Here is a 22,328-nt window from a genome sequence, read left to right on the forward strand (position 1 = left end):
CCGGGGGCGCGGTCGGTGCGCCCGGCGACGGGCCCCGACCCGCCCGGTCCGGTGTCCGCGACCGCGGCCGTGCCCGATCCCGCATGGGCTTTCACAGCTTTCACGGCATTCATGACTTCCGTGCCCTGTCCCGTCCCCGAACGGGACAAGGCGACGTGACATAGCCGACACAGTGGCCCTACCGGGTAAACCGCCACGCCAGCAGCGGTGAGAGGGGGGTAAGAAGCCCGCCCGTGGCTCGGTCCATCCGCTGGTGCACCGCGCTGGCCTTGGCAGACTGGTGGGGTGACCCAGACAGTGCTGCTCGCCGAGGACGACCGCGCCATCCGTCATGCCCTGGAGCGCGCACTGACCCTGGAGGGGTACGCGGTGACCGCCGTGGCCGACGGGGTGGAAGCCCTCGCCCAGGCCCACCGCACCCAGCCCGACGTGCTCGTCCTCGATGTGATGATGCCCGGCATCGACGGCCTCCAGGTGTGCCGGGTGCTGCGTGCCGAGGGCGACCGCACCCCGATCCTGATGCTCACCGCCCTGGTGGAGACCGCAGACCGGATCGCGGGACTGGACGCGGGCGCCGACGACTACGTCGTCAAACCTTTTGACGTCGAGGAGGTCTTCGCCCGGCTGCGCGCCCTGCTGCGCCGCACCAACGGCTCCTCCTCCTTCGAGGCACCGAAGGAGGAGGAGAGGATCCCCACCGGCCAGGTCTCCGTCGCCGGGCTGCGCATGGATGTGCAGGCACGGCGCGCCTGGCGCGGTGAGCGGGAGCTGGAACTCACGCGGACCGAGTTCGACCTGCTGGAACTGCTCGCCCGCAACGCCGGCATCGTCCTCGACCACGCCACCATCTACGACCGCATCTGGGGCTACGACTTCGGCCCCGGTTCCAAGAACCTCGCCGTCTACGTGGGCTATCTACGGCGCAAGCTCGACGAGCCGGGGGCCCCGGCCCTCATCCACACGGTGCGCGGCGTGGGGTACGTCCTGAGGGAGGACTAGTGCCTCCACCACCGCACCCCGGCGCCGAGGAGGACGCCGGACTCGGACTGCGCCTGTGGCGGCGGCTGCCGATCGGACTGCGTCGGCGGCTGCGGTTGCGCTCCCGGCTGCGCCAGATGTCGTCGCTGCGGACCACCTTCACCCTGTCCTTCGCCGCCGTGGCCGCAGGGGTCACCGTCCTGGTCGGCTTCCTCAGCTACGACGCCGCCGCCCGGCTGGTGCGTGTGGACCAGCAGACCGTGTTCGCGCAGGTCGTGGCGGATCTACGGGACCAGGTCAGCCAGAAGCAGCTGATGCCGGACGACTTCGCGATCTCCGACAAGGACCACGACACCCCCCGCGACGACATCATCCGGCCCAGCCGCACGGTGGTGCAGGTGCTCGGGCCCGGCGGCATGGTCGTCGACCACTCCAATCCGGCGCTGCCCGTCGACGACACCGACCGGCGGATCGCCGAGACCGTCAAGGCGGGCAAGCTCGTCGAGCACACGAACGTCACCGTCGACGGCGATGTCTACCGCGTCGCGACCGTGGCGCTGGGCCGCCGCCATGGCGCGGTGCAGGTCGCCCAGGAGCTGAGCAGCACCGAGGACCTGCTGCGCAGCCTTCAGCAGCGCACCGCCCTGCTGATGGGCGGGGTCGTGATAGCGGCCGGCCTGTTCGGCTGGTGGCTGGCGCGGCGGATCACCCGGCGGCTGGTGCGGCTCGCCAGTGCCGCCGAGGGCGTGGCGCGCACCCGGCGGCTCGGCATCCAGGTCCCGGTCACGGGGAACGACGAGGTGGCCCGGCTCGGCCGCTCCTTCGACCGTATGCTCGGGCGGCTCGCCCAGTCGGAGGAGGACCAGCGGCGGCTGGTGCAGGACGCGGGCCATGAGTTGCGGACGCCGCTGACCTCGCTGCGGACCAACATCTCGCTGCTGCGCCGTATCGACGAGCTGCCGCCCGCCGCCCGCGAGGAACTGGTCGCCGACCTCGCCGAGGAGTCCCGGGAGCTGACCGACCTGGTCAACGAGCTGGTGGACCTGGCGGCCGGGGATTCGGACACGGAACCGGTGCAGCGGCTGAGCCTCGCGGGCATCGCCGAGGACACCGCGACGATCGTCCGCCGCCGCACGGGCCGCGAGATCGTGGTGCGGGTCACGGGTGACACCACGGTCGACGGGCGGGCGACGGCGCTGCAGCGGGCGGTGACCAACCTGGTGGAGAACGCGGCCAAGTTCGACCGGGACGGCAAGGCGCCGATCGAGGTCGTCGTCACGGGTCCGGTGCACCCGCTCCAGCTGGAGGACTCCGACGCGCCGGACACCGGGCCGCCGCTGGGCAGCGTGCGCGTCGAGGTCCTCGACCGGGGGCCCGGCATCGAGGAGGGCGACCTCCTGCGTGTCTTCGACCGTTTCTACCGGGCCGCGGACGCAAGGAGCCTGCCCGGCTCGGGTCTCGGCCTGTCGATCGTGCGGGACGTGGCGACCTCACACGGGGGAGCGTCGTTCGCCGCCCGGCGCGAGGGCGGGGGATCGATGATCGGGTTCACGGTCGGCGGAGGAGCCGCGCCCAGGGGCGAGTGAGGCCGTACGGGCCGTGGCCGGTCAGCCGACGTGGACGCGCGGCCGGCGTTTGCGGTCGGGTTCCGCCTCGCGCAGCACCTCCCGGGTGACCGGGGCGACCTCGCCCTGGCCGAAGAGGAAGAACCGCAGGAAGTTGGCGAACGGATTGCCCTCGGTCCACTCGAAGTAGATGTGCGGGGTGCAGTTGGTCCGGTCGCGGACGTGGAGGAGCAGGGCGGCGAGGGCGTTGGGGATGGAGGACGACTCCAGGGTGAGCACGCGGTAGCGGTCGTGCAGGACCTCGCCGCGTACGGTCAGGCAGGCCTCGAACTCCGAGGGGTCGGTGACGGTCACCTCCACGAAGACGAAGTCCTCCTGCGGGGGCAGCTCGTTGTCGGCGCGGATCTGCTCGATCTTCTGGCGGTACTCGGCGGCGTCCCGCTCGTCGGGCTCATTGGCGATGAAGCGGATCCGGCGGCTGGCGATGTCCCGGACGAACCGTTCCGCCATGTCGTCCATGGTCACGCTGGTGACCCGCAGCTCGAAGGCCCGCGCGAGGCGGGACATCAGCGACACGAGGATGATCCCGGTGATGAAGCAGGCACCGATCTTCACACCGTCCGGCCGCTCGATGACGTTGACGACGGTGGTGTAGAGGAAAACGGTGGCGATGACGGCGAAGGCGAGGGTCCAGCGCCGCTGGCGGGCCTTGCGGGCGGCGATGGTGACCGCGACGGCCGCGGAGCTGATCAGCACCAGCACACCGGTGGCGTAGGCGCCGCCCTGGGCGTCGACGTTGGCGTCGAAGATCCAGGTGACGAGGAACGCGATCAGGGTGAAGACCATGACCATGGGCCGCACGGCGCGGGCCCAGTGCGGGGCCATGCCGTAGCGGGGGAGATAGCGCGGCATGAGGTTCAGCAGGCCGGCCATGGCGGAGGCGCCCGCGAACCACAGGATCGCGATCGTCGAGACGTCGTAGACCGTGCCGAAACCGCCGCCCAGATACTGGTGCGCGAGGTAGGCGAGGGCGCGGCCGTTGGCCGGTCCGCCGGCCTTGAAGTCGTTCGCGGGGATCAGCAGCGTCGTGATGAAGCTGGTCGTGATGAGGAAGACGCTCATGATCACGGCGGCCGTGGTCAGCAGCTTTCTGGTGTCCCGGATCCGGCCGGTGGGCTTCTCCTCGGTGTCGTCCGGGTCGCCCTGCACATGGGGCATGACGGCGACCCCGGTCTCGAAGCCGGACAGGCCGAGCGCCAGCTTCGGAAACACGATCAGCGCGAGGCCGATCATGACAAAGATGTTGCCGTGCTGGGTGGTCAGGGCTGCGCCCCAGTCGGCGATCACGTGTTCGGCCGTGACGATGTGCCACAGGCCCTCGGCGACCACCACGGCGTTGAGGACGAGGTAGATGCCGACGAGGGCGACCGCGACCCCGATCGCCTCCAGGAACCCCTTGAGGAACACCGCGCCCAGCAGGGCGATCAGCAGCAGGGTGATCAGCATCTGGTGGCCGTGCAGGGTGCCGGTGAGGTGGGGGTTCTCCACGAGGTGGGTGGAGGCGTCGGCGGCGGAGAGGGTGATGGTGATCAGGAAGTCGGTGGCGGCGAAGCCGAGCAGCGTCAGGACGAAGAGCTTGCCCTGCCAGAAGGAGAGCAGCCGCTCCAGCATGGCGATGGAGCCCTGGCCGTGCGGGCTCTCCTTCGCGACGCGGCGGTAGACGGGCAGGGCGCCGGCCAGCGTCACGATCACCAGCACGATGGTGGCGATGGGGGAGAGCAGACCGGCGGCGAGCGCGGCGATGCCGGGCTGGTAGCCGAGGGTGGAGAAGTAGTCGACGCCGGTCAGGCACATCACCCGCCACCAGCGCTGCCCCTTGTGCGGGGGTTCCGGCTCGGCATCCGGGCCCTGTGAGGTGCCCTTGCCCATGTCGGACAGCCCCTCCAGCATCCACGATCGCAACCGGCTCGGGCGGGCGTGCTCCGTAGCGGCCATCGGCGTGCTCTCCTGGCGTACGGCTCTACGAACGATTCCGGCCATCGGGAAGACCGCGTTACCAGCCTAGGCAGAGTGCGTGCCGGGGGCCTCCGCACGGGACCGGCCGATGCGCCGGGACCGGCACGCGGGCCTGGGGACACGGCGGCCCTCGGGTCAACCACCCACCGCCACATCCGAGTTCGGCGTGCGCCCGCCCCAACCGGCCGGGATGTCACGCTGCCGGGCCGGCGAAGTCCTTGCCGAGCCGTCCACGGGGGTGCGCCGGGGCCGGATCACGTCAGGTGAAGGTAAGAACTGGAGCCCCCATAATTACGGAAATGACCTGGGCGTATCACACTCAGTGATGCCATTGGGGGTTCTTTCGTTACTGCAATCCAGTGACAGCCGGGTCGCCGCCCGGTCGCCTCCATGGAAGCCTCAAAGGTGCGCGCAGTTGGGGGAATCCGTCAGGGGGGATCTGTCACAGCACAGGAGAGAAACGTGAAATCCTCGCTTCGTACCCGCTCCGCCCGTGTCCTCCCCGCCGGTGTGCTCGCCGCCGCTCTGCTGGCGGCCGGGGCGCCCGGTGCCTTCGCCGCCCCGCACCCGCAGGCGAAGAGCGTGAACGTGATCGCTGCCTCGATTACCGTGCAGCCCTCCAAGACCGAGCTGACGCTGGGCGAGTCGGTGACCTTCACGGGTCGCACCCAGGGCCTGAAGGCAGGCGACGTACTGAACCTCCAGCGGTTCCACGGTGGCAAGTGGGTCATCGTGAAGAGCGTCAAGGTCGCGCAGGGTGACACCTACGCCATCTCGGCCACCAAGCTGCCTGCCAGGGGCACGGAGAAGTTCCGTGTCATCCACGGCAACACGATGTCGCCGACGGTGACCCTCACCGTGAAGTGACTGACGCCACTGGGTATCACGCGCGAGTGACGCCGCGAGGCATCACCTCGAAGTGACGCCGAGAGGCTGAAGGGGCGCCCCGGGCCCGGGGCGCCCCTTCCCGTGTCGAGCGAGGTTCAGTCCTCGCTGCAGAACTGCTTGGCGGCCAGGGCCGCTCCGTCCTTGAAGCCCTTCTCGTAGTTGGCGTCGACTCCGACGATGCCCTGCTTTATCTTGCCGCTGCAGTTCTTCCTGATCGTCGTGAAGCCGTCCTTGAAGCCCTTCCTGTACTGGGCCTTGGCGTCCTTGGACTCCTTGGATCCCTTGGACTTCGGTGTGCTGCCGCAGTTCACCTTCCCGTCCGCGCTGCTGGAGGCGGAGTAGTGGCCCGCGGGCAGGCCGCCGACGGAGAAGGACCCGGTGGAGGTCTTGACCCCTCCCCCTGCCTTGCTGCCGGAGAACGACACGAAGCCGGGCTCGAATCCCGACCCGACGAGGGTGAACGAGGGGTTGTCAGATGTCGACTTGGTGTCCTCGATGAGCAGACACCTCGCCTTGGCGGGAACGGTGGTGGGTGCCTGTCCTGTCGTTGCGTGGGCGGCGACCGCCGGTCCGAGGGCCAGTGAGGAGACCACCAGCGGGGCGATCATCGCGAGACGGCTCGTGCGGGTCATGTTCTACCTCCCGTGAACGGGAAGGGACCTGCCGACGGGGCGGCGGCCCTCCTTGCGGAAGGCACAGCGCGGCGAAGGGTGTGCGAGAGACGCGGTGACCCGGACTCGGGCGTCACCGCGCGGCCGGCCACCGACCCATGGGTCCGAGCCGCTCTGGACTGCGCCCGCCACGCCCCGTGCCCGGACTCGGGGCACCGGACGTGCGGTCGTACGGGGCGACACGCGTCTGCCGACGCAGCGCGTCCACGCGGTCACCCTCGAACCGGTGTGCCATCGCCTCCATGCTGCGACGCCCTGCCGGGCATGTCCACCGGAGGCCTCAGAGGCCACCCCGGCACCAGACGTAACGGCCCGGGGCCCTGACGTGGGTCGTCCACGCCCGTACGACGCCCCGCGGACACGGTCCGGAGCTGCCTCCCGCGCCGACTGACGGCTCGTCAACGCTCCCTGGCGGACCGCCTCTCCGCGCCGCCGGACACCCCGCCGTCCGGCGACCGGCCGGTGCAGGCTACCTTCGCCCTGGGAGCCGAGTCGGCTCGCTACGGTACGGGCTGAAGGAGGACGATCCGCATGGTTGATCACGCGGCGGCCGGTATGTCCGCTCTGTCCGTAAGTCCGCTCGCGGAGCTGACCACGGGACGCCTGCTGTCCTCGTGGCAGATGGACGTCCCCGCGCTGCTGCTGGTCGCCCTCCTGGGCGGACTCTACGGCTGGGGTGTCGCCCGGCTGCGGCGACGGGGCGAGCCCTGGTCCGTCGCCCGGCTCGCCGCCTTCGTGCTGCTCGGACTCGGTGCGCTGGTGGTGGCCACGATGTCCGGGCTGGCCGTGTACGACCATGTGCTGTTCTGGCCGGCGGCCGTGCAGAACATCCTGCTCGACCTGGTCGCGCCCCTCGGACTGGCCCTCGGCGACCCCCTGCGGCTCGCCGTCGAGGCGCTGCCCGAAGCCGCCGCCGGCCGGGTTCGCCGGGCGATGACCGGCCGAGTGGTGCGGATTCTGGCCTTCCCCCTGGTCAGCACGGCCCTGGTGCTCGGCACCGAGCTGACCGTCTACTTCACGCCGTACTTCGCCACGGCTCTGCGGGTCGGCTGGCTGCACGAGCTGATGTATCTCCATCTGCTCGCGGCCGGCTGCCTGTTCGTCGTGCCGGTGCTCACCCACGAACAGGCCCTGCCCGCCTGGTGCACCCATCCGGTCCGGGCCGCGCTGGTGTTCCTGGACGGCATCGTCGACGCCGTGCCGGGAGTCGTCGTCATGACGCACGGCACGCTGATCGCGGGAGCCTGGTATCTCCACCACGCCCCGTCCTGGGCGCCGGACGTCCACCACGACCAGCAGATCGGCGGCGGTGCGATGCTCAGCATCGCCGAACTCGTCGCGCTGCCCTTCCTGCTGGCCATCCTCGCGCAGTGGGCGCGCGCCGAACGCGTCCAGACGGCGGCCCTCGACCGCCGCCTCGACGCGGAACTCGTCCCCGCCGCCCCCGTGACGACCACCCCGCACCACGACGAGACACAGCCCGCCGAACGCGTACGCCCCTGGTGGGAGACCGAGGAGAACGAGGTGGCGACCCGAATCCGCCGCCAGCACGGCGCGGACTGATCGGACGGAGGGTCAGAGACCGCCCGCCCGGGCGCGCCTGTCACCGCGGGCGACGCATCACTTCGTCGCCGAACGCGCGCTGTGCGTCAGGGTGCCGGCGGCGTCGGCGGCCAGCTTCGTGACCTCGGCGGCCGCGCGGGTGGACCGGCCGGACACCCGCCAGGCGAGCAAGCGACATCCTCAACCGGATCGTCGACGAGGGCGTCACGGCGTCGGGCTACGAGCAGGCCATGGAGCAGGTGATCGCCCTGCGGACGCCCGAGGCGGTCCTCGAGGCGCTCGCGGCCGGTACCCGGCTGGGCAACGAGGGGCAGTTCCCGGTCCACGAGGCGATCCGCAAGGCCCTGCCCTCCCATGAGCACGGCGAGGAGCTGTGGGAACGGGCCACGGCGGACCACCGTGACGCACTCCACGCCGCCGCCCGGCACCTGCACACGCTGACTCCGCCCCCGGCGTGGCACGGTCGACGAGGCGGCGGACCTGCTGTGGTTCTGGTTCGGCCCCAGCGGCCGGCGCACGCTGGTGGTCGAGAACGGCTGGGCCTGGGACCGGGCCGAGAAGTTCCTGCACCGGACCGCGGTCGTCACCCTGTACTGAGGCCGGCCCCTGCCGCCATGACAGGGGCCCCTTCGGCACATGACGAGGGCGGGACCCGAAAGTCCCGCCCGAATCCCGCGAACGCCCGGCTCAGGGCCAGACAAGGCAGTACGGCTGATGCCCGGCCTCATGGAGCCGATGGCTGAAATCCTGCCATTCATGCAGCAATTGGTACACATTGAACGCGTCCCGCGGGCCGCCGCGGTCCGGGACCGTGGACCAGATGAATGCCGCCGCGCCCACCGCCTCCTCGCCGATGCCGCGGAGCGGGTCCACGACCGTCATGGGGAGTTTGACCACCGCGTAGTCGGGGTGCAGGACCACCAGTTCCAGTGGCGGGACCTTGTGCAGCGGGACGCCCTCGATGCCCGTGAGGACCATGGCCGCCATCGTCTCCGGCTTGATCTTGGTGAACATGCCGCCCATGCCGAGCTCGTCACCGCCCAGCTCTTCGGGCCGCATCGAGATCGGGACGCGGGCTGCCGTGGCGCCGTCCGGCGCGCCGAAGTATTTGTACGTCACCCCCACCCGACCACCATTCCCGCTCCCTATCTCGAGCCGATCCACCGCGCGGCCTCTGCGGTCCATACGTGCCGCACGCTCGATTCGCTCAGGATCGGCCGGCGAAGCCTTGGAACCCTGCGCGCCTTGCGCACCCTGTGAATCCTGCGAACCTTGCGGCTCGCGAGCCTCGTAAGGCCCCTGCGCCCGATGTGTCTCCGTCGTCTCCTCCGCGTCGCGCCGGTGCCTTCCCCGCCGGGCGCGTCGAGGACCCAGATCATCGGTCCCCTCGCCCAGTCCGCCACCGCGATGCATATCTCCACCCGACTGCTGTTCTAGGACGCGTGGCCCCCGCCGCGCAACCCGATCATCGTGTCAGTGACCTCCCCCACGGCCGCCCGCCGAAACGTGCGGTGAAACACCTCTCCGCAGGATCTCCGCTGCCTCTGACACCATGGCTAGTGTGAGCTATCCGTACGAAGCCCCAGTTTCGCAGACTCTTTTCGAGCGCGCGGCGGCCGTCACGCCTGGCGGCGTGAACTCTCCGGTACGCGCCTTCCGCGCCGTGGGCGGTACGCCCCGGTTCATGGTGTCCGGTAACGGTCCCTATCTGACCGATGCCGATGGACGCGAATATGTCGATCTTGTTTGTTCGTGGGGGCCCATGATTCTCGGGCACTCCCACCCCGAGGTGATCGCCGCCGTCCAGGAGGCCGTCTCGCGCGGCACCTCCTTCGGTACGCCCGGTGAGGGCGAGGTCGCGCTCGCCGAGGAGATCGTCGCCCGGGTGGCGCCGGTCGAGCAGGTGCGGCTGGTCTCCAGCGGCACCGAGGCCACGATGTCGGCGATCCGGCTCGCCCGCGGGTTCACCCGGCGGTCCAAGGTGGTCAAGTTCGCCGGTTGCTATCACGGCCATGTCGACTCGCTGCTCGCCGCCGCCGGCAGCGGTGTCGCCACCTTCGCCCTGCCCGACACCCCCGGCGTCACCGGTGCACAGGCCGGGGACACGATCGTGCTGCCGTACAACGACCTCGACGCCGTGCGTGCCGCGTTCGCCGCGCACCCCGGTGAGATCGCCTGTGTGATCACCGAGGCGTCGCCCGGGAACATGGGCGTGGTGCCGCCGCTGCCCGGGTTCAACCAGGGGCTGAAGGATCTCTGCCACGAGAACGGCGCCCTCTACGTCTCGGACGAGGTCATGACCGGCTTCCGTACCAGCCGCGCGGGCTGGTACGGCATCGACGGCGTCGAGCCCGACCTCATGACCTTCGGCAAGGTCATGGGCGGCGGCTTCCCCGCGGCCGCCTTCGGCGGGCGCGCCGACGTCATGGCGCACCTCGCCCCGGCCGGGCCGGTCTACCAGGCCGGCACCCTCTCCGGAAACCCGGTCGCCACCGCCGCCGGCCTCGCCCAGCTGCGGCTTCTCGACGACGCTGCGTACGAGAAGGTCGACGCGGTGTCGGCCGAGATCCGTACGCTCGTCACGGACGCGCTCACCAAGGAAGGCGTCGCGCACCGGCTGCAGAGCGCCTCCAACATGTTCTCCGTGTTCTTCACCGACCAGCCGGTGGTCGACTACGAGGACGCGAAGGCGCAGGAGTCCTTCCGGTTCACCGCCTTCTTCCACTCCCTTCTCTCGCAGGGCGTCTATCTGCCGCCTTCGTCTTTCGAGTCCTGGTTCGTTTCCACCGCCCACGACGAGCGGGCGATCCAGCGGATCGCCGACGCGCTTCCGGCGGCGGCCCGTGCAGCAGCGGAGGCCACGGCAGCATGAGTGACATCACGGTCGTCCACCTGATGCGGCACGGCGAGGTCGACAACCCGAGCGGGGTTCTGTACGGGCGGCTGCCCGGCTACCACCTCTCCGAACTCGGCCGGCAGATGGCCGAGCGGGTCGCCGAGCACCTCTCCACCCGGGACATCACCCATGTCGTCGCCTCCCCGCTGGAGCGGGCCCAGGAGACGGCCACCCCGATCGCCAAGGCGCACGGCCTCGACCTCGCCGTCGACGAGCGGCTCATCGAGGCCGAGAACGTGTTCCAGGGCAAGACCTTCGGGGTCGGGGACGGCGCGCTGCGGCGGCCGGAGAACTGGAAGCACCTGGTCAACCCGTTCAAGCCGTCGTGGGGCGAGCCGTACGTGGAGCAGGTGGTGCGGATGACGGCGGCGTTGGACGCCGCCAAGGACGCCGCGCGCGGTCATGAGGCCGTGTGCGTCAGCCACCAGCTGCCGATCTGGATCGTGCGCAGCTTCGTGGAGAAGCGGCGGCTGTGGCACGACCCGCGCAAGCGGCAGTGCACACTCGCCTCTCTTACCACGTTCACGTATCAGGGGGACAGAATCGTGTCCGTCGGGTACAGCGAGCCGGCCCGGGACCTGGTGCCGGCTCATCTGCTGGCGGGCGCCAAGCCGGTGAAGGGTGCGGGCAAGGCGTGCGGGGCCTGACGTGTACGGGACCTGAGTGCGTCGTAGGTGTACGCCTTGCGGTGCGGCGTACACCTACGACAAGGCCTACGGTTTACGCGAAGGCGTACGCTTCGTCACAAAGCGTATTCGGTCCTGTCATCCGCTGGTATCTTCGTAAAATCCGCAACATATAAGCGAGTTCGGGGGAACCGCGATCTCGGTCGTGTCCTCTCATTGTGTGACCACTGAGCGGGCGCTATGAGATGGGGACGGGATGCGGGACATCAGCCGACGGGGACTGATAGGGCTCGGCGCGGGAGCTGCGGCCGCCATGGGGCTGGCCGCGTGCGGCACCCAGGGAGGGAACGGCGCCCAGGCCGGTCACGGATCCGGCAAGGGGGGCTCCGACGCCCCCGACAGCCCCACGGCCAGCGCGCGTCCGCTCGGGGACGGCTCCACCGCCAACACGGGCAAGCAGCCGCACCAGCCGGGCAAGCCGGTGCCCCTGGAGCCCGGTGAGACCCCGCCGCAGTTCGTGGTCTTCTCCTGGGACGGCGCCGGCGAGGTCGGCAACGGTCTCTTCCCGCGCTTCCTGGACCTCGCCAAGGAGCACGGCGCGTCCATGACCTTCTTCCTCTCCGGGCTCTATCTGCTGCCCGAGTCGAAGAAGCGCAAGTACCTTCCGCCGAACAACCTGCCCGGCGCATCCGACATCGGTTACCTCAACGACACGCATGTCAGGGCCACGCTCGACAACGTGCGCCGTGCCTGGCTGGAGGGCCACGAGATAGGCACCCACTTCAACGGGCACTTCTGTGGCGAGGCCCACGGCTCGGTGAAGTGGTGGACGCCCCAGCAGTGGCACAGTGAGATCCAGCAGGCCAAGGCCTTCGTCAAGGAGTGGAAGACCAACACGGGCTGGCACGATCTGCCGCCCCTGCCCTTCGACTACGACAAGGAACTGGTCGGCGCGCGTACGCCCTGTCTGCTCGGGCAGGACAACCTGCTGCCCACCGCCCGCGAACTCGGCTGGCGCTACGACGCCTCCTCGCCCGGCGGCCGGCAGATGTGGCCGGTCAAGCGGCACGGCGTGTGGGACTACCCGCTCCAGGCGATACCGTTCCCGGGGCACACCTTCGAGGTGCTGTCCATGGACTACAACATCCTCGCCAACCAGTCGATCGCGACCACGAAGGCGCCGCCGTCCAACTACCCGGGCTGGCGCACCCAGGCGACGCAGTCCTACATAGCCGGATTTGAGCGGGCATACCAGACAAATCGCGCACCCTTCTTCATAGGCAACCACTTCGAGCACTGGAACGGCGGCATCTACATGGACGCCGTCGAGGCGGCGTTCAAGCACATCGCGCGCGAGAAGGAGAAGGGCGCCGACGTACGGCTCGTCTCCTTCCGGCAGTTCACGGACTGGCTCGACGTGCAGCGGCCCGAGACCGTCGCCAAGCTGCAGAGCCTCAACGTGGGGCAGCGGCCGACGGGCGGTTGGAAGGAGTTCCTCGCGGACAGCGGCAAGTCCACGTCGAGCGACCCGTCAAAGGCCGCCTGATATGCGTTTTTCCACCCGCAAGGGGGGTGCGCAAGATCCCCGGAACGGACATGCGAAACTTTTCACATGAGTGCCGCCTGCCGCGCCCCCCAGCGCCTGAACCGCACCCGTAGCCGCAGCCGCCGCCGCGCCGCCCTCGCCACCGCCGGGGTCGCCGTAGCGGCGCTTGTGCTGTCCGCCTGCGGTTCCGGCGGCACCTCCGGGGGTTCGGGCAACACCAACTTCATCACCGGCAAGGACGGCATCGCGACCGTCAAGAAGGGTGAGCGGGCCGCCGCCCCCGACCTGTCCGGCACGACGATCGACGGCCAGAAGCTCGATGTCGCGTCCTACAAGGGCAAGGTCGTCGTCATCAACGTCTGGGGCTCCTGGTGCCCGCCCTGCCGCGCCGAGGCGACGAACTTCGTCCAGGTCGCGAAGGACACCGCGGGCAAGGGCGTCCAGTTCGTCGGCATCAACACCCGTGACACCAGCACCGAGCCGGCCCGCGCCTTCGAGAAGCAGTACGGCGTCACGTATCCGAGCCTGTACGACCCGACCGGCCGGCTGATGCTCCGGTTCAAGAAGGGCACCCTGAACCCGCAGGCGATCCCCTCCACGCTGGTCCTCGACCGGGACGGGAAGATCGCCGCGCGGACGCTGCAGCCCCTCACCGAGGAGAAGCTGCGCGAGATGCTCGACCCGGTCGTCGCGGAGAAGTGACGTGAGCGGAGTCTCCCTGCTCGCCGCCGCCGGCGACCCGAACCAGACGGTCCTCAACGGGGCGCTGCTGGTCGCCCTTCCGGTCGCCCTCCTCGGCGGTCTCGTCTCCTTCTTCTCGCCGTGCGTGCTGCCGCTCGTGCCCGGCTACCTCTCGTATGTGACCGGTGTCACCGGTACCGACCTCGCCGAGGCGAGGCGGGGCCGGATGGCCGCGGGAGCCTCGCTGTTCGTGCTCGGCTTCACGGCGGTGTTCGTCTCCGGCGGGGCGCTGTTCGGGTACTTCGGGCAGACGCTGCAGGAGAACAAGGACACCCTGACCAAGGTGCTCGGCGTGCTCATGATCCTCATGGGCGTGTTCTTCATGGGCCTGATGCCCTGGATGACCCAGCGCGAGTTCCGGTTCCACCGCAGGCCGGCCACCGGCCTGGTGGGCGCGCCCCTGCTCGGCGCGCTGTTCGGGATCGGCTGGACGCCGTGCATCGGACCGACCCTCTCCTCCGTCCTGGCGCTCTCCTCCCAGCAGGCGAGCGCGGGCCGGGGGGCCATACTGACCGTCGCCTACTGCCTCGGCCTCGGCATTCCCTTCGTGCTCGCCGCGGTCGCCTTCCGCAAGGCGCTCGGCGCCTTCGGCTGGGTCAAGCGCCACTATGTCTGGGTGATGCGCATCGGCGGCTCGATGATGATCGTGACCGGCCTGCTGCTGCTGACCGGTGCCTGGGACGGGATCGTGCAGCAGATGCAGAGCTGGTCCGGCGGCTTCACGGTGGGGGTCTGATCCATGAGCGACACACGGAGCACCGACGTGCACAGCGAGACGACCGACACCACCTCCGACGGCGATCTCGGTGAGGCCGGCTCGCAACTGTCCACCGCGCCCGTCGAGGTGGCCATGCCCGGCTCCTTCGGCGGCTCCCGGGCGCCCGGAGCCCGGGGCTGGATCGCCTGGACCGCGCGCGAGGTCACCGGCTGGGTCCGCTGGTTCTGGCGGCAGCTGACCTCCATGCGGGTCGCGCTGATCCTGCTCTTCCTGCTCTCGCTCGCCGCGATCCCCGGCTCGCTGATCCCGCAGACCGGCACCGACGCGCTGAAGGTGCAGGACTTCAAGGACAGCCACAAGACGCTGGGTCCCCTCTACGACAAGATCGGGCTGTTCCATGTGTACAGCTCGGTGTGGTTCTCGGCGATCTACATCCTGCTGTTCATCTCCCTCATCGGCTGTATCGTGCCGCGCACCTGGCAGTTCATCGGCCAGCTCAGGGGCCGTCCGCCGGCCGCGCCCAAGCGGCTGACGCGGCTGCCCGCGTACGCGACCTGGCGCACCGACGCCGACCCCGAGGAGGTCCGCGAGGTCGCGCTCAAGGTGCTCAGGCAGCGCCGCTTCCGGGCGCATGTGGCCGGGGACGCGGTCGCGGCCGAGAAGGGCTATCTGCGCGAGGCCGGCAACCTGGCCTTCCACATCGCCCTGATCGTGATGCTGATCGCCTTCGCCTGGGGCCAGCTCTTCAAGTCCGAGGGCAACAAGCTGATCGTCGAGGGCGACGGCTTCTCCAACACCCTCACCCAGTACGACGACTTCAAGTCCGGCAACCTCTTCACCGACGACGACCTGACGCCGTTCAGCTTCCGGTTGAACAAGTTCATCGGCACGTACGAGCGCACCGGCCCCAACAAGGGCACCCCGCGCACGTACCAGGCGAACATCACCTACAACGTCGGCGCCTACGGCAAAGACCGGAAGACCGCCGTCAAGGTCAACGAGCCGCTGAACATCGGCGACGCGAAGGTCTACCTCGTCAGCCACGGATACGCGCCCGTCGTCACCGTCCGCGACGGCAAGGGCGACGTCGTCTACCACGACGCCGTGCCGCTGCTGCCGATCGACTCCAACGTCACCTCCCAGGGCGCCGTCAAGGTCTACGACGGCTACCGCAACTCCCAGGGGCAGACCGACCAGCTAGGCTTCGCCGCCTTCTTCGTGCCGACCTTCGCCGGCGCCGGCAAGGGCACGATGTTCTCCCAGTTCCCGGCGCTGGACTTCCCGGTGCTCGCGGTGTCCGCGTACCACGGCGACCTGGGCGTCAACTCGGGCATCCCGCAGAACGTGTACCAGCTGAACACGAAGAACCTGAAGCCGTTCAAGGACGCCAAGGGCGACCTCGTCAAGGCCCGCCTGCTGCCCGGCGAGACCATGCAACTGCCCGGCGGCAACGGCTCGATCACCTTCGACAAGCAGGTCAGGGAATGGGCCGGCTTCCAGATCGTGCAGCAGCCGGCGAGCGGCTGGGCGCTCGGCGGTGCCGTCGCCGCCATCTTCGGTCTGGCCGGCTCCCTGTTCATCCAGCGGCGCCGCGTCTGGGTGCGGGCCACGGCCGGCCCCGACGGGGTCACCGTGGTGGAGATGGGCGGCCTCGGCCGCAGCGAGTCCGCGAAGCTGCCCGAGGAACTCGGCGACCTGGCCGGTCTCGTCCACGACCGGGCACCCACCAAGACCGACGAGAAGGAAGACGCCGACCCCGATCAGGAGCCGGGCGCCGAAACCCCCGTACCCGCCGCTGAAGGGGCTCAGAAGAAGTGACCCTCGCCACCGCCACCAACGAACACCTCGCGAATATCAGCAACACGCTGATCTACTCCGCGATGGCCGTCTACACCCTGGCCTTCTTCGCGTACATCGCCGAATGGCTCTTCGGCAGCCGCAGCAAGGTCGCCCGCACCGCCAACGCCCTCACCGCGGGCGCCGAGCAGCAGGCCCCGGCGCCCGCCGTCACGGTCAAGAAGGCCGGGGGCACCGCGGTGCTGGAGCGCCCGAAGGTCGTCACCCGCGCCGCGTCCGGCGCCCGTGACGTGCCGGACGGCCCCGGCGCCCACGGCGGTGACGCCCAGGGCGACCTCTACGGCCGGATCGCCGTGTCCCTCACCGTGCTCGCCTTCCTCGTGGAGCTGGCCGGTGTCGTCGCCCGCGCGGCCTCCGTGCAGCGGGCGCCGTGGGGCAACATGTACGAGTTCAACATCACCTTCTCCACGGTCGCCGTCGGCGTGTACCTCACGCTGCTCGGCCTGAAGAAGAACGTGCGGTGGCTGGGCCTCTTCCTGACCACCTCGGTCCTGCTCGACCTCGGTCTCGCCGTCACCGTCCTGTACACGGCCAGCGACCAGCTCGTCCCCGCGCTCCACTCGTACTGGCTGTACATCCACGTCTCCACCGCCATCGTCTGCGGTGCGGTCTTCTACGTCGGCGCGGTCGGCACGCTGCTCTACCTCTTCAAGGAGTCCTACGAGAACAAGCTCGCGGACGGCGGCAAGCCCGGCACCTTCGCCACCTCCGTCCTGGAGCGGCTGCCCGCCTCGGCGTCCCTGGACAAGTTCGCCTACCGCGTGAACGCCGCCGTCTTCCCGCTGTGGACGTTCACGATCATCGCGGGCGCCATCTGGGCCGAGTCGGCCTGGGGTCGCTACTGGGGCTGGGACCCGAAGGAGACCTGGGCCTTCATCACCTGGGTCGCGTACGCCTGCTATCTGCACGCTCGCTCCACGGCCGGCTGGAAGGGCCGCAAGGCCGCGTACATCGCGCTCATCGCCTTCGGCTGCTGGCTGTTCAACTACTACGGCGTGAACATCTTCGTGGGCGGCAAGCACTCCTACGCGGGCGTGTAAGCCCCCTTTCGGCGAAGGCCGGTTCCGGTGACCCGAGTCACCGGAACCGGCCTTCGCCGTACGGACAGCCGGAGGCCCGGCGGTTGCGCGGCAGGTTCGACGAGGACGGCGGTTCCCCGCGCCCCTGGCTGCTGGGCATCGCCGGCAACGTCACAAGAAACGCCCGCCGGGCGGCCCGAAGACACACGGACGCGGTCGCCCGGCTGCCCCGGGACGAGGTCGCGGCGGACTTCGCCGACGGGCGCCTCGACGAGGCGGCGGAACCGGGGCTCCTCGGGGCCGCCAGGCCTCGCTGCGCCGGCCGGAGCGTGAGGTGCCGGCCCTGTGCGGCCACCGACTACCGGGCCCTGGCGAAGCTGCCGACCGGCCTCGGCAGGATGCGTGCCTGGCTGTAGCGGGCCGCGGCGAAGCTGCCGACCGGCCTCGGCAGGATGCGTGCCTGGCTGTAGCGGGCCCTGGCGAAGCTGCCGACCGGCCCCGGCAGGATGCGCTTCTGGCTCTAGCGGGCCCTGGCGAAGCTGCCGACCGGTCCCGGCAGGATGCGCTCCTGGCTCTACCGGGCCGACGCCGCCGAGGTGGACCACGAGCGCCCGTCCCGGGACGCCGCCGCCTTCGTCCTCTTCGGCGACCTGATCCGGGAGTCCCTGATGCCCCCCGAGGTGAGCGCCGCCCTCTACCGGGCCGCCGCGACGATCCCCGGCGTCCGGGTGGTCCACGACGTCGAGGACTCCGCCGGGCGCAAGGGCGTCGCGGTCACCCGGGCGACCGGGCGCGAGAGCGGGCAGCCGATCTTCGACCCCCGGACCTGCACCTTCCTCGGGGGCGGCAGGTGGATGCGAAGGGCCAGGTCAGAGGCGCGAGTGCGGTGCTCCCCCGGACCGTGGCCGACCGGGCGGGCGCGCGTCCGTAACACGTGCGGAACCCCGGCCTCCGCGCCAGGCTGGTGTCATGACCAATCCCATCGAAGAGGGCATCGCCGAGCATCGGGGGGATCTGCACGTACGCCACTACCTGCTGCGCCTGGCCCGGCCCGTGGAGGAGGTCTGGCCCGCCCTCGCCACCTCCGCGGGTCTGGGGGAGTGGCTGGCCGCCGCCGAGCCGTTCGAGCCGCGGCTCGGCGGGGCGGTGGCGCTCGGGCTGCCGGAGGGCACGGCCCGGGGCCGGATCACGGCCTGGGACGTGGAAAGGGTCGCCGAGTACACCGTGGAGGGCCGCGGCCGGATCCGCTTCCATCTGGAGCCGGACCGCCCGGCCGGCACCGTCGTGCGGTTCACGCACGAGAGCGAGCAGGACGTCGACCCCGGCTGGCGGGAGCGCTTCGAGCGGCTGCTCGCCGTCGTGGAGGACGACGTCCTCTGACGGGAGGGGGCTCACGCCGGCGGCAGACAGTCCTTGGCGGGCGGCTTGCCCTCCGGCCAGGCGAGCTTCACGAACCGCGACCCGCCCGACGGTGTCAGTTCCACGATCGCCACGGCCTTGTCGTAGGGGTTGCCGTGCCCGTCGAGGCAGATCCATCCGCTCGCCCCGTTCACCCGGTGCGACCCCTTGATGTACGCCCACTCGTTGACCACGTCGGTCAGCGGCGGAACCGCCTGGCCGGTCGGGGTGGCCTCCCGCAGCCCCTGCACCGCGAGCCGCATCCCGTCGTAGGCGATGATCAGCTGTCCGTCCTCCAGGGCCGTCGGCCCGATCGGTCCGACCGGCTGGGACGTGCCCCGGGCGATCAGATCGTCCAGCGCCCGTGCGTCCGCGGTGCTGCCGCCCGTCGCCGGGGTCTGCTGCTTCCAGGCGTCCGGGTGGGCCAGCGAGGTGTAGCGGAGGGCGAGGTTACGGGTGAGGGCGTCCCGGTTGAGTTTCTTGTCGCCGGTGAGATAGGAGCCCTCGTCGCCCGTGAGCACGGTGAGCTTGCGGTCCGTGCAGCCGCGGTCCCCCAACGCGTTGATGAACTGGCGCAGTTGGGTGTGCCGGCCGGCGAACAGGATCGTGTTCATGGACGCCGGGGTGTCGCACACGACGGACGCGATCTGCCGGAACTGGTTGCCGGTGGTGCCGTCCAGGGTGCGGTCGGCGGGCGGGGCGAAGGACTGCGGCGCGATCCGCGATCCGGTCAGCAGCCGCTGGAAGGAGCCCTGGAGCGTGCGGGTGTAGGGGTCGCCGGGCTTGTCGTGCACCAGCAGTGCCTGGCCGCCCGACACCCTGGCGAACGAGGCCAGGGCGCGGGCCTCGTCCGTGTTGGTGGGGGAGACCCGGGCCAGCCCCGGATAGGGGTCCTTGCCGTCCTGACCGTTGGCCAGGTCGTCGGCGGTGATCGAGGTGCCGATCACGGGGATGCCGTGCTGGGTCAGCGACCTGACCGCCTGCTTGTTGGCATCGGTGCTCTGCCCTATCCCGATCACCGCCCGCAGGGTGTCGGGGCCCTTGGCCATCGCGGCCAGCCGGTCGACGACGGTCCCCCAGTGCGCCCCGTCCGCACCCGGGTTGGCGAGCACGAGGCGGATCGACGGGGACTGGTCCGTGGTGTCGTGGTTGGCCTGGTACTGGGCCAGATAGGCGCCCTGCAACTGGTGCTGGATGTCGTTGAGGCTGGCCGGGGCGGACGCGGTGAACGGCAGGAACAGCGCGACGGTCACATAGCTGCCGGACTTGAGCCGGCGGTTCTCACGGTCGATCGCCCGCACAGTGGCGCTGAACGGGGAACGGCCGAAGTCGTACGCCGTCGTCGACACGCCCACACAGTCGTCGCTGTCCTGGGGACGGGACACCCCCGGCGCGCAGGAACGGTCCTCCTTGGTCATCACGAGACCGGACCACACGGCCGCGGCCATGACCGCGGCGGTCAGCAGCAGCGCCACATACCGGCGGAAGCGAATCTCCCAGACGTCCTCGCGCAGCCATCTCCACAGCCGTGCCGCCATCACCGACCCCCGTCCTCGTACGAACCCGTCGCCCCCGTACCGTTCACCCCCGTGGCCCCGTCCGCCGGGCCCCTCATCCCTGCCCCCCGTCCTCGTCGTCGGCCGGGACGCGCAGCGACCGGCCGGCCAGCGCGTCCGAGGGCCAGTCGCGCGAGGCGCGCCACAGCAGGGCCGTGCCCCCGGGCCGCAGGTTCGACAGCTGCTCCAGTTCGAAACGCAGCCGCTCGGCCACCTTGGGGTCGGGCAGCACCAGCGGGTCGGTCAGCTGCCACACCGCGTGCAGCAGCCGCCGTACGCGCAGGTGCAGGGCGTCGTCCACGCCCTCGGGCGGCCGCTGGGCCGGGTCCGTACGGCCGAGCGCCACCGCGGCCCGATGGTCGTGGCCGTCGAAGTCGCGGCCCTCGGGATCGTGTGCGTGGTAGTAGGGCGCGGAGGCGATGAAGACCAGCTCGGACAGCCAGGCGCCGACCTCGGTGTCCGGGAAGGCGTCCCGCAGATGGGCGACCGCCAAGTCGGCTTTGCCGAGGGCCAGTTCGTGGTGCAGCCGGTAGCGGGCCGCGTCCGGGCTGTCCCGCTCGCCGTAGTGGTCGATGACCGCCCGATGGGTCGCCTGCCACTGCGTGTGGCCCGTGCCGAGATGGTGCAGCCGCAGCAGGAGAAGGGCCCGCAGGAACGGGTCGCCGACGAACTGCCCGGCCGACGTCGGCCACCCCTCCTCGGTCAGCCGCTCCTGGAGGCCGAGCACCCCGGCCGCACCGAAGTCGTCCGGGAGCCGGTCCTCGGCCAGCGCCAGCGCCGAGTCCCGGTCGTGCGCGGCGGCGAGCACGGTCAGCTCGTCGAGCCGGCCGCCCGGCACCAGCCGGTCGAGCAACTCCCGGTAGGCGGGGTGGCCGTCGTGGTCCGCGTGCAGGGCGACGTCCGCGGTGAGCAGCGCACCGAGGGACCGGGCCCCGCGCGGCAGGTTCTGCCGGGCGGACTCGGCGAGCAGGGTGATGCCGAGCGGGCTGCCGCCGGTCAGCCGGTGGGTGGCGTGCGGCAGCTCCGGCGGCATCTCGAGGCCCCGGCACGCGGCGCCCACGATGTGCAGGGTGTCGTCGGGCGTGAGCGGCGGCAGCGTGACGAGCAGCGCCCGGGAGGACGGGGAGGCGCCCGGTTCCCATCCGGTGGTGCGGGCGACCTCGGTGAGGGAGCGGCGCCCGGCGTTCCGCAGCGAGACGGGGGTCCCCCCGCCCGAGTGCGGCCGGGAGTGGGGGAGGGTGTACCCGCGCAGGGCGGAGAAGAAGACGACCTGGTCACGGATGCCGTCCGCGCGGTCGTGCAGCACGGACTCCAGGAGGCCGCGCCCGGCGGGTGCCTGCACGTTGTCGATCAGCACGACCGGGCGGCCCAGCCGGTGGGAGCGCTGCATGACCCCGGTGTAGGCGTCGTCGAGGTCGGCCAGCAGGGCCCGTACGAGATAGCGCTCGGCGTGGGCGCGGGAGTCGCCGCCCGCCCGGAAGTGTCCCGAGAGCAGGATCAGGCCCAGCTTGGGGTTGCCGCCGGCGTTCGGGTAGTCCCGGTACCAGGTGGCGGCCCTGCGTAACCGCCGATGGGTCGGCGAGACCCCCTCGCTGAAGGATTCCAGGGTCGCCTCGATGATCGGCTCGACGACGGGCCCGGTGTTCGACATGGAGGCGACGAGTTTGGCGACCACCTTGCCCACCCAGCGCCCCGCGAAGCCGTCGAGGAAGGAGCGGGCGTCGTTCAGCAGCAGGATCCGCTCGGCCTCCTGCCGGATCCGCGGCACGTCCCGGTCGCTCCAGCCGCCCGCCGCCACGGCCAGCAGCCCCGAGGCGAGCCGGGGGAAGTTGATCCGCCCTGCTCCCTTCACGGGCTCGGCGAGCTGTTCGGCGACGGTCGTGAGGGCCTGGGCGAGGGGCGACCACGCCTCGGCGGGCCGCTCCGGGGGCGGCGCCGTGAACTGCGCCTCCTCGGCGTCGACCAGCGCGACGGGCGTATGCCCCTGGTAGGCGGTGCGCACCTCGGCGAGCAGGGCGGTCCTGCCGATGCCGCGCCCGCCCGCGAACACCACGAACGGCAGATCGCCCTGGTGTTCCTGCGGCGAGGAGCGGAGCTGGTACGGACGCAGACCGACGAGCCGTGCGGCGAGGCCCGGCGGCTCGGCGTCGAACAGCGGCCCCCGGCCGTGCAGCGATCTGTGCACCGCATCTCCCCCCGGAGCGGTCCGATCCGATGTGCTGCTGTGAGGTCTACCAAGAGCAGTGTAAAAAGGGGGAGTTGATTCGGACTAGGGCGCACGATGTCCGTT

Annotated in this window: 18 protein-coding genes and 1 pseudogene; 14 read left to right on the forward strand and 5 right to left on the reverse strand. The window is 70.7% G+C overall.

Features of this window, described 5'->3' with window-relative positions:
* Positions 1–297 precede the first annotated feature (297 nt).
* Positions 298–999: a response regulator transcription factor gene (locus tag ACFY2Z_RS18200; protein ID WP_390745276.1), complete on the forward strand. Its 702-nt coding sequence runs from the start codon at positions 298–300 to the stop codon at positions 997–999.
* A 116-nt stretch (positions 1,000–1,115) separates the two neighbouring features.
* Positions 1,116–2,564 carry an ATP-binding protein gene (locus ACFY2Z_RS18205; protein WP_390745277.1) on the forward strand — a complete coding sequence of 483 codons (1,449 nt, stop codon included), beginning with the start codon at positions 1,116–1,118 and terminating at the stop codon, positions 2,562–2,564.
* A gap of 21 nt (positions 2,565–2,585) precedes the next feature.
* Here ACFY2Z_RS18205 and ACFY2Z_RS18210 read toward each other — a convergent pair whose 3' ends face one another.
* Positions 2,586–4,538, reverse strand: coding sequence for an amino acid transporter (locus ACFY2Z_RS18210; protein WP_390745156.1), 1,953 nt, complete (start codon positions 4,536–4,538; stop codon positions 2,586–2,588).
* 483 nt (positions 4,539–5,021) lie between these two features.
* On the opposite strand from ACFY2Z_RS18210, the gene ACFY2Z_RS18215 reads away from it, so the two are divergent.
* Complete coding sequence (locus ACFY2Z_RS18215) at positions 5,022–5,426, forward strand: hypothetical protein (RefSeq protein ID WP_390745157.1); 405 nt, start codon at positions 5,022–5,024, stop codon at positions 5,424–5,426.
* A gap of 116 nt (positions 5,427–5,542) precedes the next feature.
* Here the strand turns inward: ACFY2Z_RS18215 and ACFY2Z_RS18220 are convergent, their stop codons facing one another.
* A complete protein-coding gene (locus tag ACFY2Z_RS18220) occupies positions 5,543–6,079 on the reverse strand; it encodes a hypothetical protein (protein WP_390745158.1) in 537 nt (178 codons plus the stop codon).
* Positions 6,080–6,649: 570 nt separating this feature from the next.
* On the opposite strand from ACFY2Z_RS18220, the gene ACFY2Z_RS18225 reads away from it, so the two are divergent.
* The gene (locus tag ACFY2Z_RS18225; RefSeq protein WP_390745159.1) at positions 6,650–7,681 is read left to right on the forward strand and encodes a cytochrome c oxidase assembly protein; all 1,032 of its coding nucleotides are present in this window, start codon (positions 6,650–6,652) and stop codon (positions 7,679–7,681) included.
* A gap of 687 nt (positions 7,682–8,368) precedes the next feature.
* Here ACFY2Z_RS18225 and ACFY2Z_RS18230 read toward each other — a convergent pair.
* Entirely contained in the window at positions 8,369–9,094 is a 726-nt protein-coding gene (locus tag ACFY2Z_RS18230) for a hypothetical protein (RefSeq protein ID WP_390745160.1), read from the reverse strand.
* A 139-nt stretch (positions 9,095–9,233) separates the two neighbouring features.
* On the opposite strand from ACFY2Z_RS18230, the gene hemL reads away from it, so the two are divergent.
* The 10 genes and pseudogenes from hemL to ACFY2Z_RS18280 all read left to right on the forward strand — a co-directional run bounded on the left by hemL (position 9,234) and on the right by ACFY2Z_RS18280 (position 18,464).
* Positions 9,234–10,553, forward strand: a complete 1,320-nt coding sequence (hemL, locus tag ACFY2Z_RS18235; protein ID WP_390745161.1) for a glutamate-1-semialdehyde 2,1-aminomutase — start codon at positions 9,234–9,236, stop codon at positions 10,551–10,553.
* Positions 10,550–11,224, forward strand: coding sequence for a histidine phosphatase family protein (locus ACFY2Z_RS18240; protein ID WP_390745162.1), 675 nt, complete (start codon positions 10,550–10,552; stop codon positions 11,222–11,224). The genes hemL and ACFY2Z_RS18240 overlap by 4 nt, the downstream gene beginning before the upstream one ends.
* Positions 11,225–11,459: 235 nt before the next feature.
* Positions 11,460–12,749 carry a hypothetical protein gene (locus tag ACFY2Z_RS18245; RefSeq protein ID WP_390745163.1) on the forward strand — a complete coding sequence of 430 codons (1,290 nt, stop codon included), beginning with the start codon at positions 11,460–11,462 and terminating at the stop codon, positions 12,747–12,749.
* 66 nt (positions 12,750–12,815) lie between these two features.
* Positions 12,816–13,451 carry a TlpA family protein disulfide reductase gene (locus ACFY2Z_RS18250; RefSeq protein WP_390745164.1) on the forward strand — a complete coding sequence of 212 codons (636 nt, stop codon included), beginning with the start codon at positions 12,816–12,818 and terminating at the stop codon, positions 13,449–13,451.
* A 1-nt stretch (position 13,452) separates the two neighbouring features.
* The gene (locus ACFY2Z_RS18255) at positions 13,453–14,226 is read left to right on the forward strand and encodes a cytochrome c biogenesis CcdA family protein (protein WP_390745165.1); all 774 of its coding nucleotides are present in this window, start codon (positions 13,453–13,455) and stop codon (positions 14,224–14,226) included.
* Between the two features lie 3 nt (positions 14,227–14,229).
* Positions 14,230–16,026 carry a cytochrome c biogenesis protein ResB gene (locus tag ACFY2Z_RS18260; RefSeq protein WP_390745166.1) on the forward strand — a complete coding sequence of 599 codons (1,797 nt, stop codon included), beginning with the start codon at positions 14,230–14,232 and terminating at the stop codon, positions 16,024–16,026.
* The gene (gene ccsB / locus ACFY2Z_RS18265) at positions 16,023–17,105 is read left to right on the forward strand and encodes a c-type cytochrome biogenesis protein CcsB (RefSeq protein ID WP_390745167.1); all 1,083 of its coding nucleotides are present in this window, start codon (positions 16,023–16,025) and stop codon (positions 17,103–17,105) included. The genes ACFY2Z_RS18260 and ccsB overlap by 4 nt, the downstream gene beginning before the upstream one ends.
* 83 nt (positions 17,106–17,188) lie before the next feature.
* Positions 17,189–17,500, forward strand: a complete 312-nt coding sequence (locus ACFY2Z_RS18270) for a hypothetical protein (RefSeq protein ID WP_390745168.1) — start codon at positions 17,189–17,191, stop codon at positions 17,498–17,500.
* 123 nt (positions 17,501–17,623) lie between these two features.
* A pseudogene (locus tag ACFY2Z_RS18275) lies at positions 17,624–17,914 on the forward strand (CU044_5270 family protein); the annotation flags it as partial.
* Positions 17,915–18,053: 139 nt separating this feature from the next.
* A complete protein-coding gene (locus tag ACFY2Z_RS18280) occupies positions 18,054–18,464 on the forward strand; it encodes an SRPBCC domain-containing protein (protein ID WP_390745169.1) in 411 nt (136 codons plus the stop codon).
* Between the two features lie 11 nt (positions 18,465–18,475).
* Here the strand turns inward: ACFY2Z_RS18280 and ACFY2Z_RS18285 are convergent, their stop codons facing one another.
* Together ACFY2Z_RS18285 and ACFY2Z_RS18290 are read right to left on the reverse strand one after the other, a co-directional pair.
* Entirely contained in the window at positions 18,476–20,020 is a 1,545-nt protein-coding gene (locus ACFY2Z_RS18285; protein WP_390745170.1) for an ABC transporter substrate-binding protein, read from the reverse strand.
* A gap of 73 nt (positions 20,021–20,093) precedes the next feature.
* Positions 20,094–22,223: a hypothetical protein gene (locus ACFY2Z_RS18290; protein WP_390745171.1), complete on the reverse strand. Its 2,130-nt coding sequence runs from the start codon at positions 22,221–22,223 to the stop codon at positions 20,094–20,096.
* Between the last annotated feature and the right edge of the window lie 105 nt (positions 22,224–22,328).

It is taken from the genome of Streptomyces sp. NPDC001222 (assembly GCF_042896945.1).
In the GTDB taxonomy this organism is placed as follows: Bacteria; Actinomycetota; Actinomycetes; order Streptomycetales; family Streptomycetaceae; genus Streptomyces; species Streptomyces gibsoniae.

What these genes read in the sequence shown, in the direction of transcription:
- ACFY2Z_RS18285 (WP_390745170.1), bottom strand. Translation starts at nt 20,020, where the DNA reads ATGGCGGCACGGCTGTGGAGATGGCTGCGCGAGGACGTCTGGGAGATT.
- ACFY2Z_RS18260 (WP_390745166.1), top strand. Translation starts at nt 14,230, where the DNA reads ATGAGCGACACACGGAGCACCGACGTGCACAGCGAGACGACCGACACC.
- ACFY2Z_RS18245 (WP_390745163.1), top strand. Translation starts at nt 11,460, where the DNA reads ATGCGGGACATCAGCCGACGGGGACTGATAGGGCTCGGCGCGGGAGCT.
- ACFY2Z_RS18225 (WP_390745159.1), top strand. Translation starts at nt 6,650, where the DNA reads ATGGTTGATCACGCGGCGGCCGGTATGTCCGCTCTGTCCGTAAGTCCG.
- ACFY2Z_RS18230 (WP_390745160.1), bottom strand. Translation starts at nt 9,094, where the DNA reads ATGCATCGCGGTGGCGGACTGGGCGAGGGGACCGATGATCTGGGTCCT.
- ACFY2Z_RS18220 (WP_390745158.1), bottom strand. Translation starts at nt 6,079, where the DNA reads ATGACCCGCACGAGCCGTCTCGCGATGATCGCCCCGCTGGTGGTCTCC.
- ACFY2Z_RS18280 (WP_390745169.1), top strand. Translation starts at nt 18,054, where the DNA reads ATGACCAATCCCATCGAAGAGGGCATCGCCGAGCATCGGGGGGATCTG.
- ACFY2Z_RS18240 (WP_390745162.1), top strand. Translation starts at nt 10,550, where the DNA reads ATGAGTGACATCACGGTCGTCCACCTGATGCGGCACGGCGAGGTCGAC.
- hemL (WP_390745161.1), top strand. Translation starts at nt 9,234, where the DNA reads ATGGCTAGTGTGAGCTATCCGTACGAAGCCCCAGTTTCGCAGACTCTT.
- ACFY2Z_RS18250 (WP_390745164.1), top strand. Translation starts at nt 12,816, where the DNA reads ATGAGTGCCGCCTGCCGCGCCCCCCAGCGCCTGAACCGCACCCGTAGC.
- ACFY2Z_RS18210 (WP_390745156.1), bottom strand. Translation starts at nt 4,538, where the DNA reads ATGGCCGCTACGGAGCACGCCCGCCCGAGCCGGTTGCGATCGTGGATG.
- ACFY2Z_RS18205 (WP_390745277.1), top strand. Translation starts at nt 1,116, where the DNA reads ATGTCGTCGCTGCGGACCACCTTCACCCTGTCCTTCGCCGCCGTGGCC.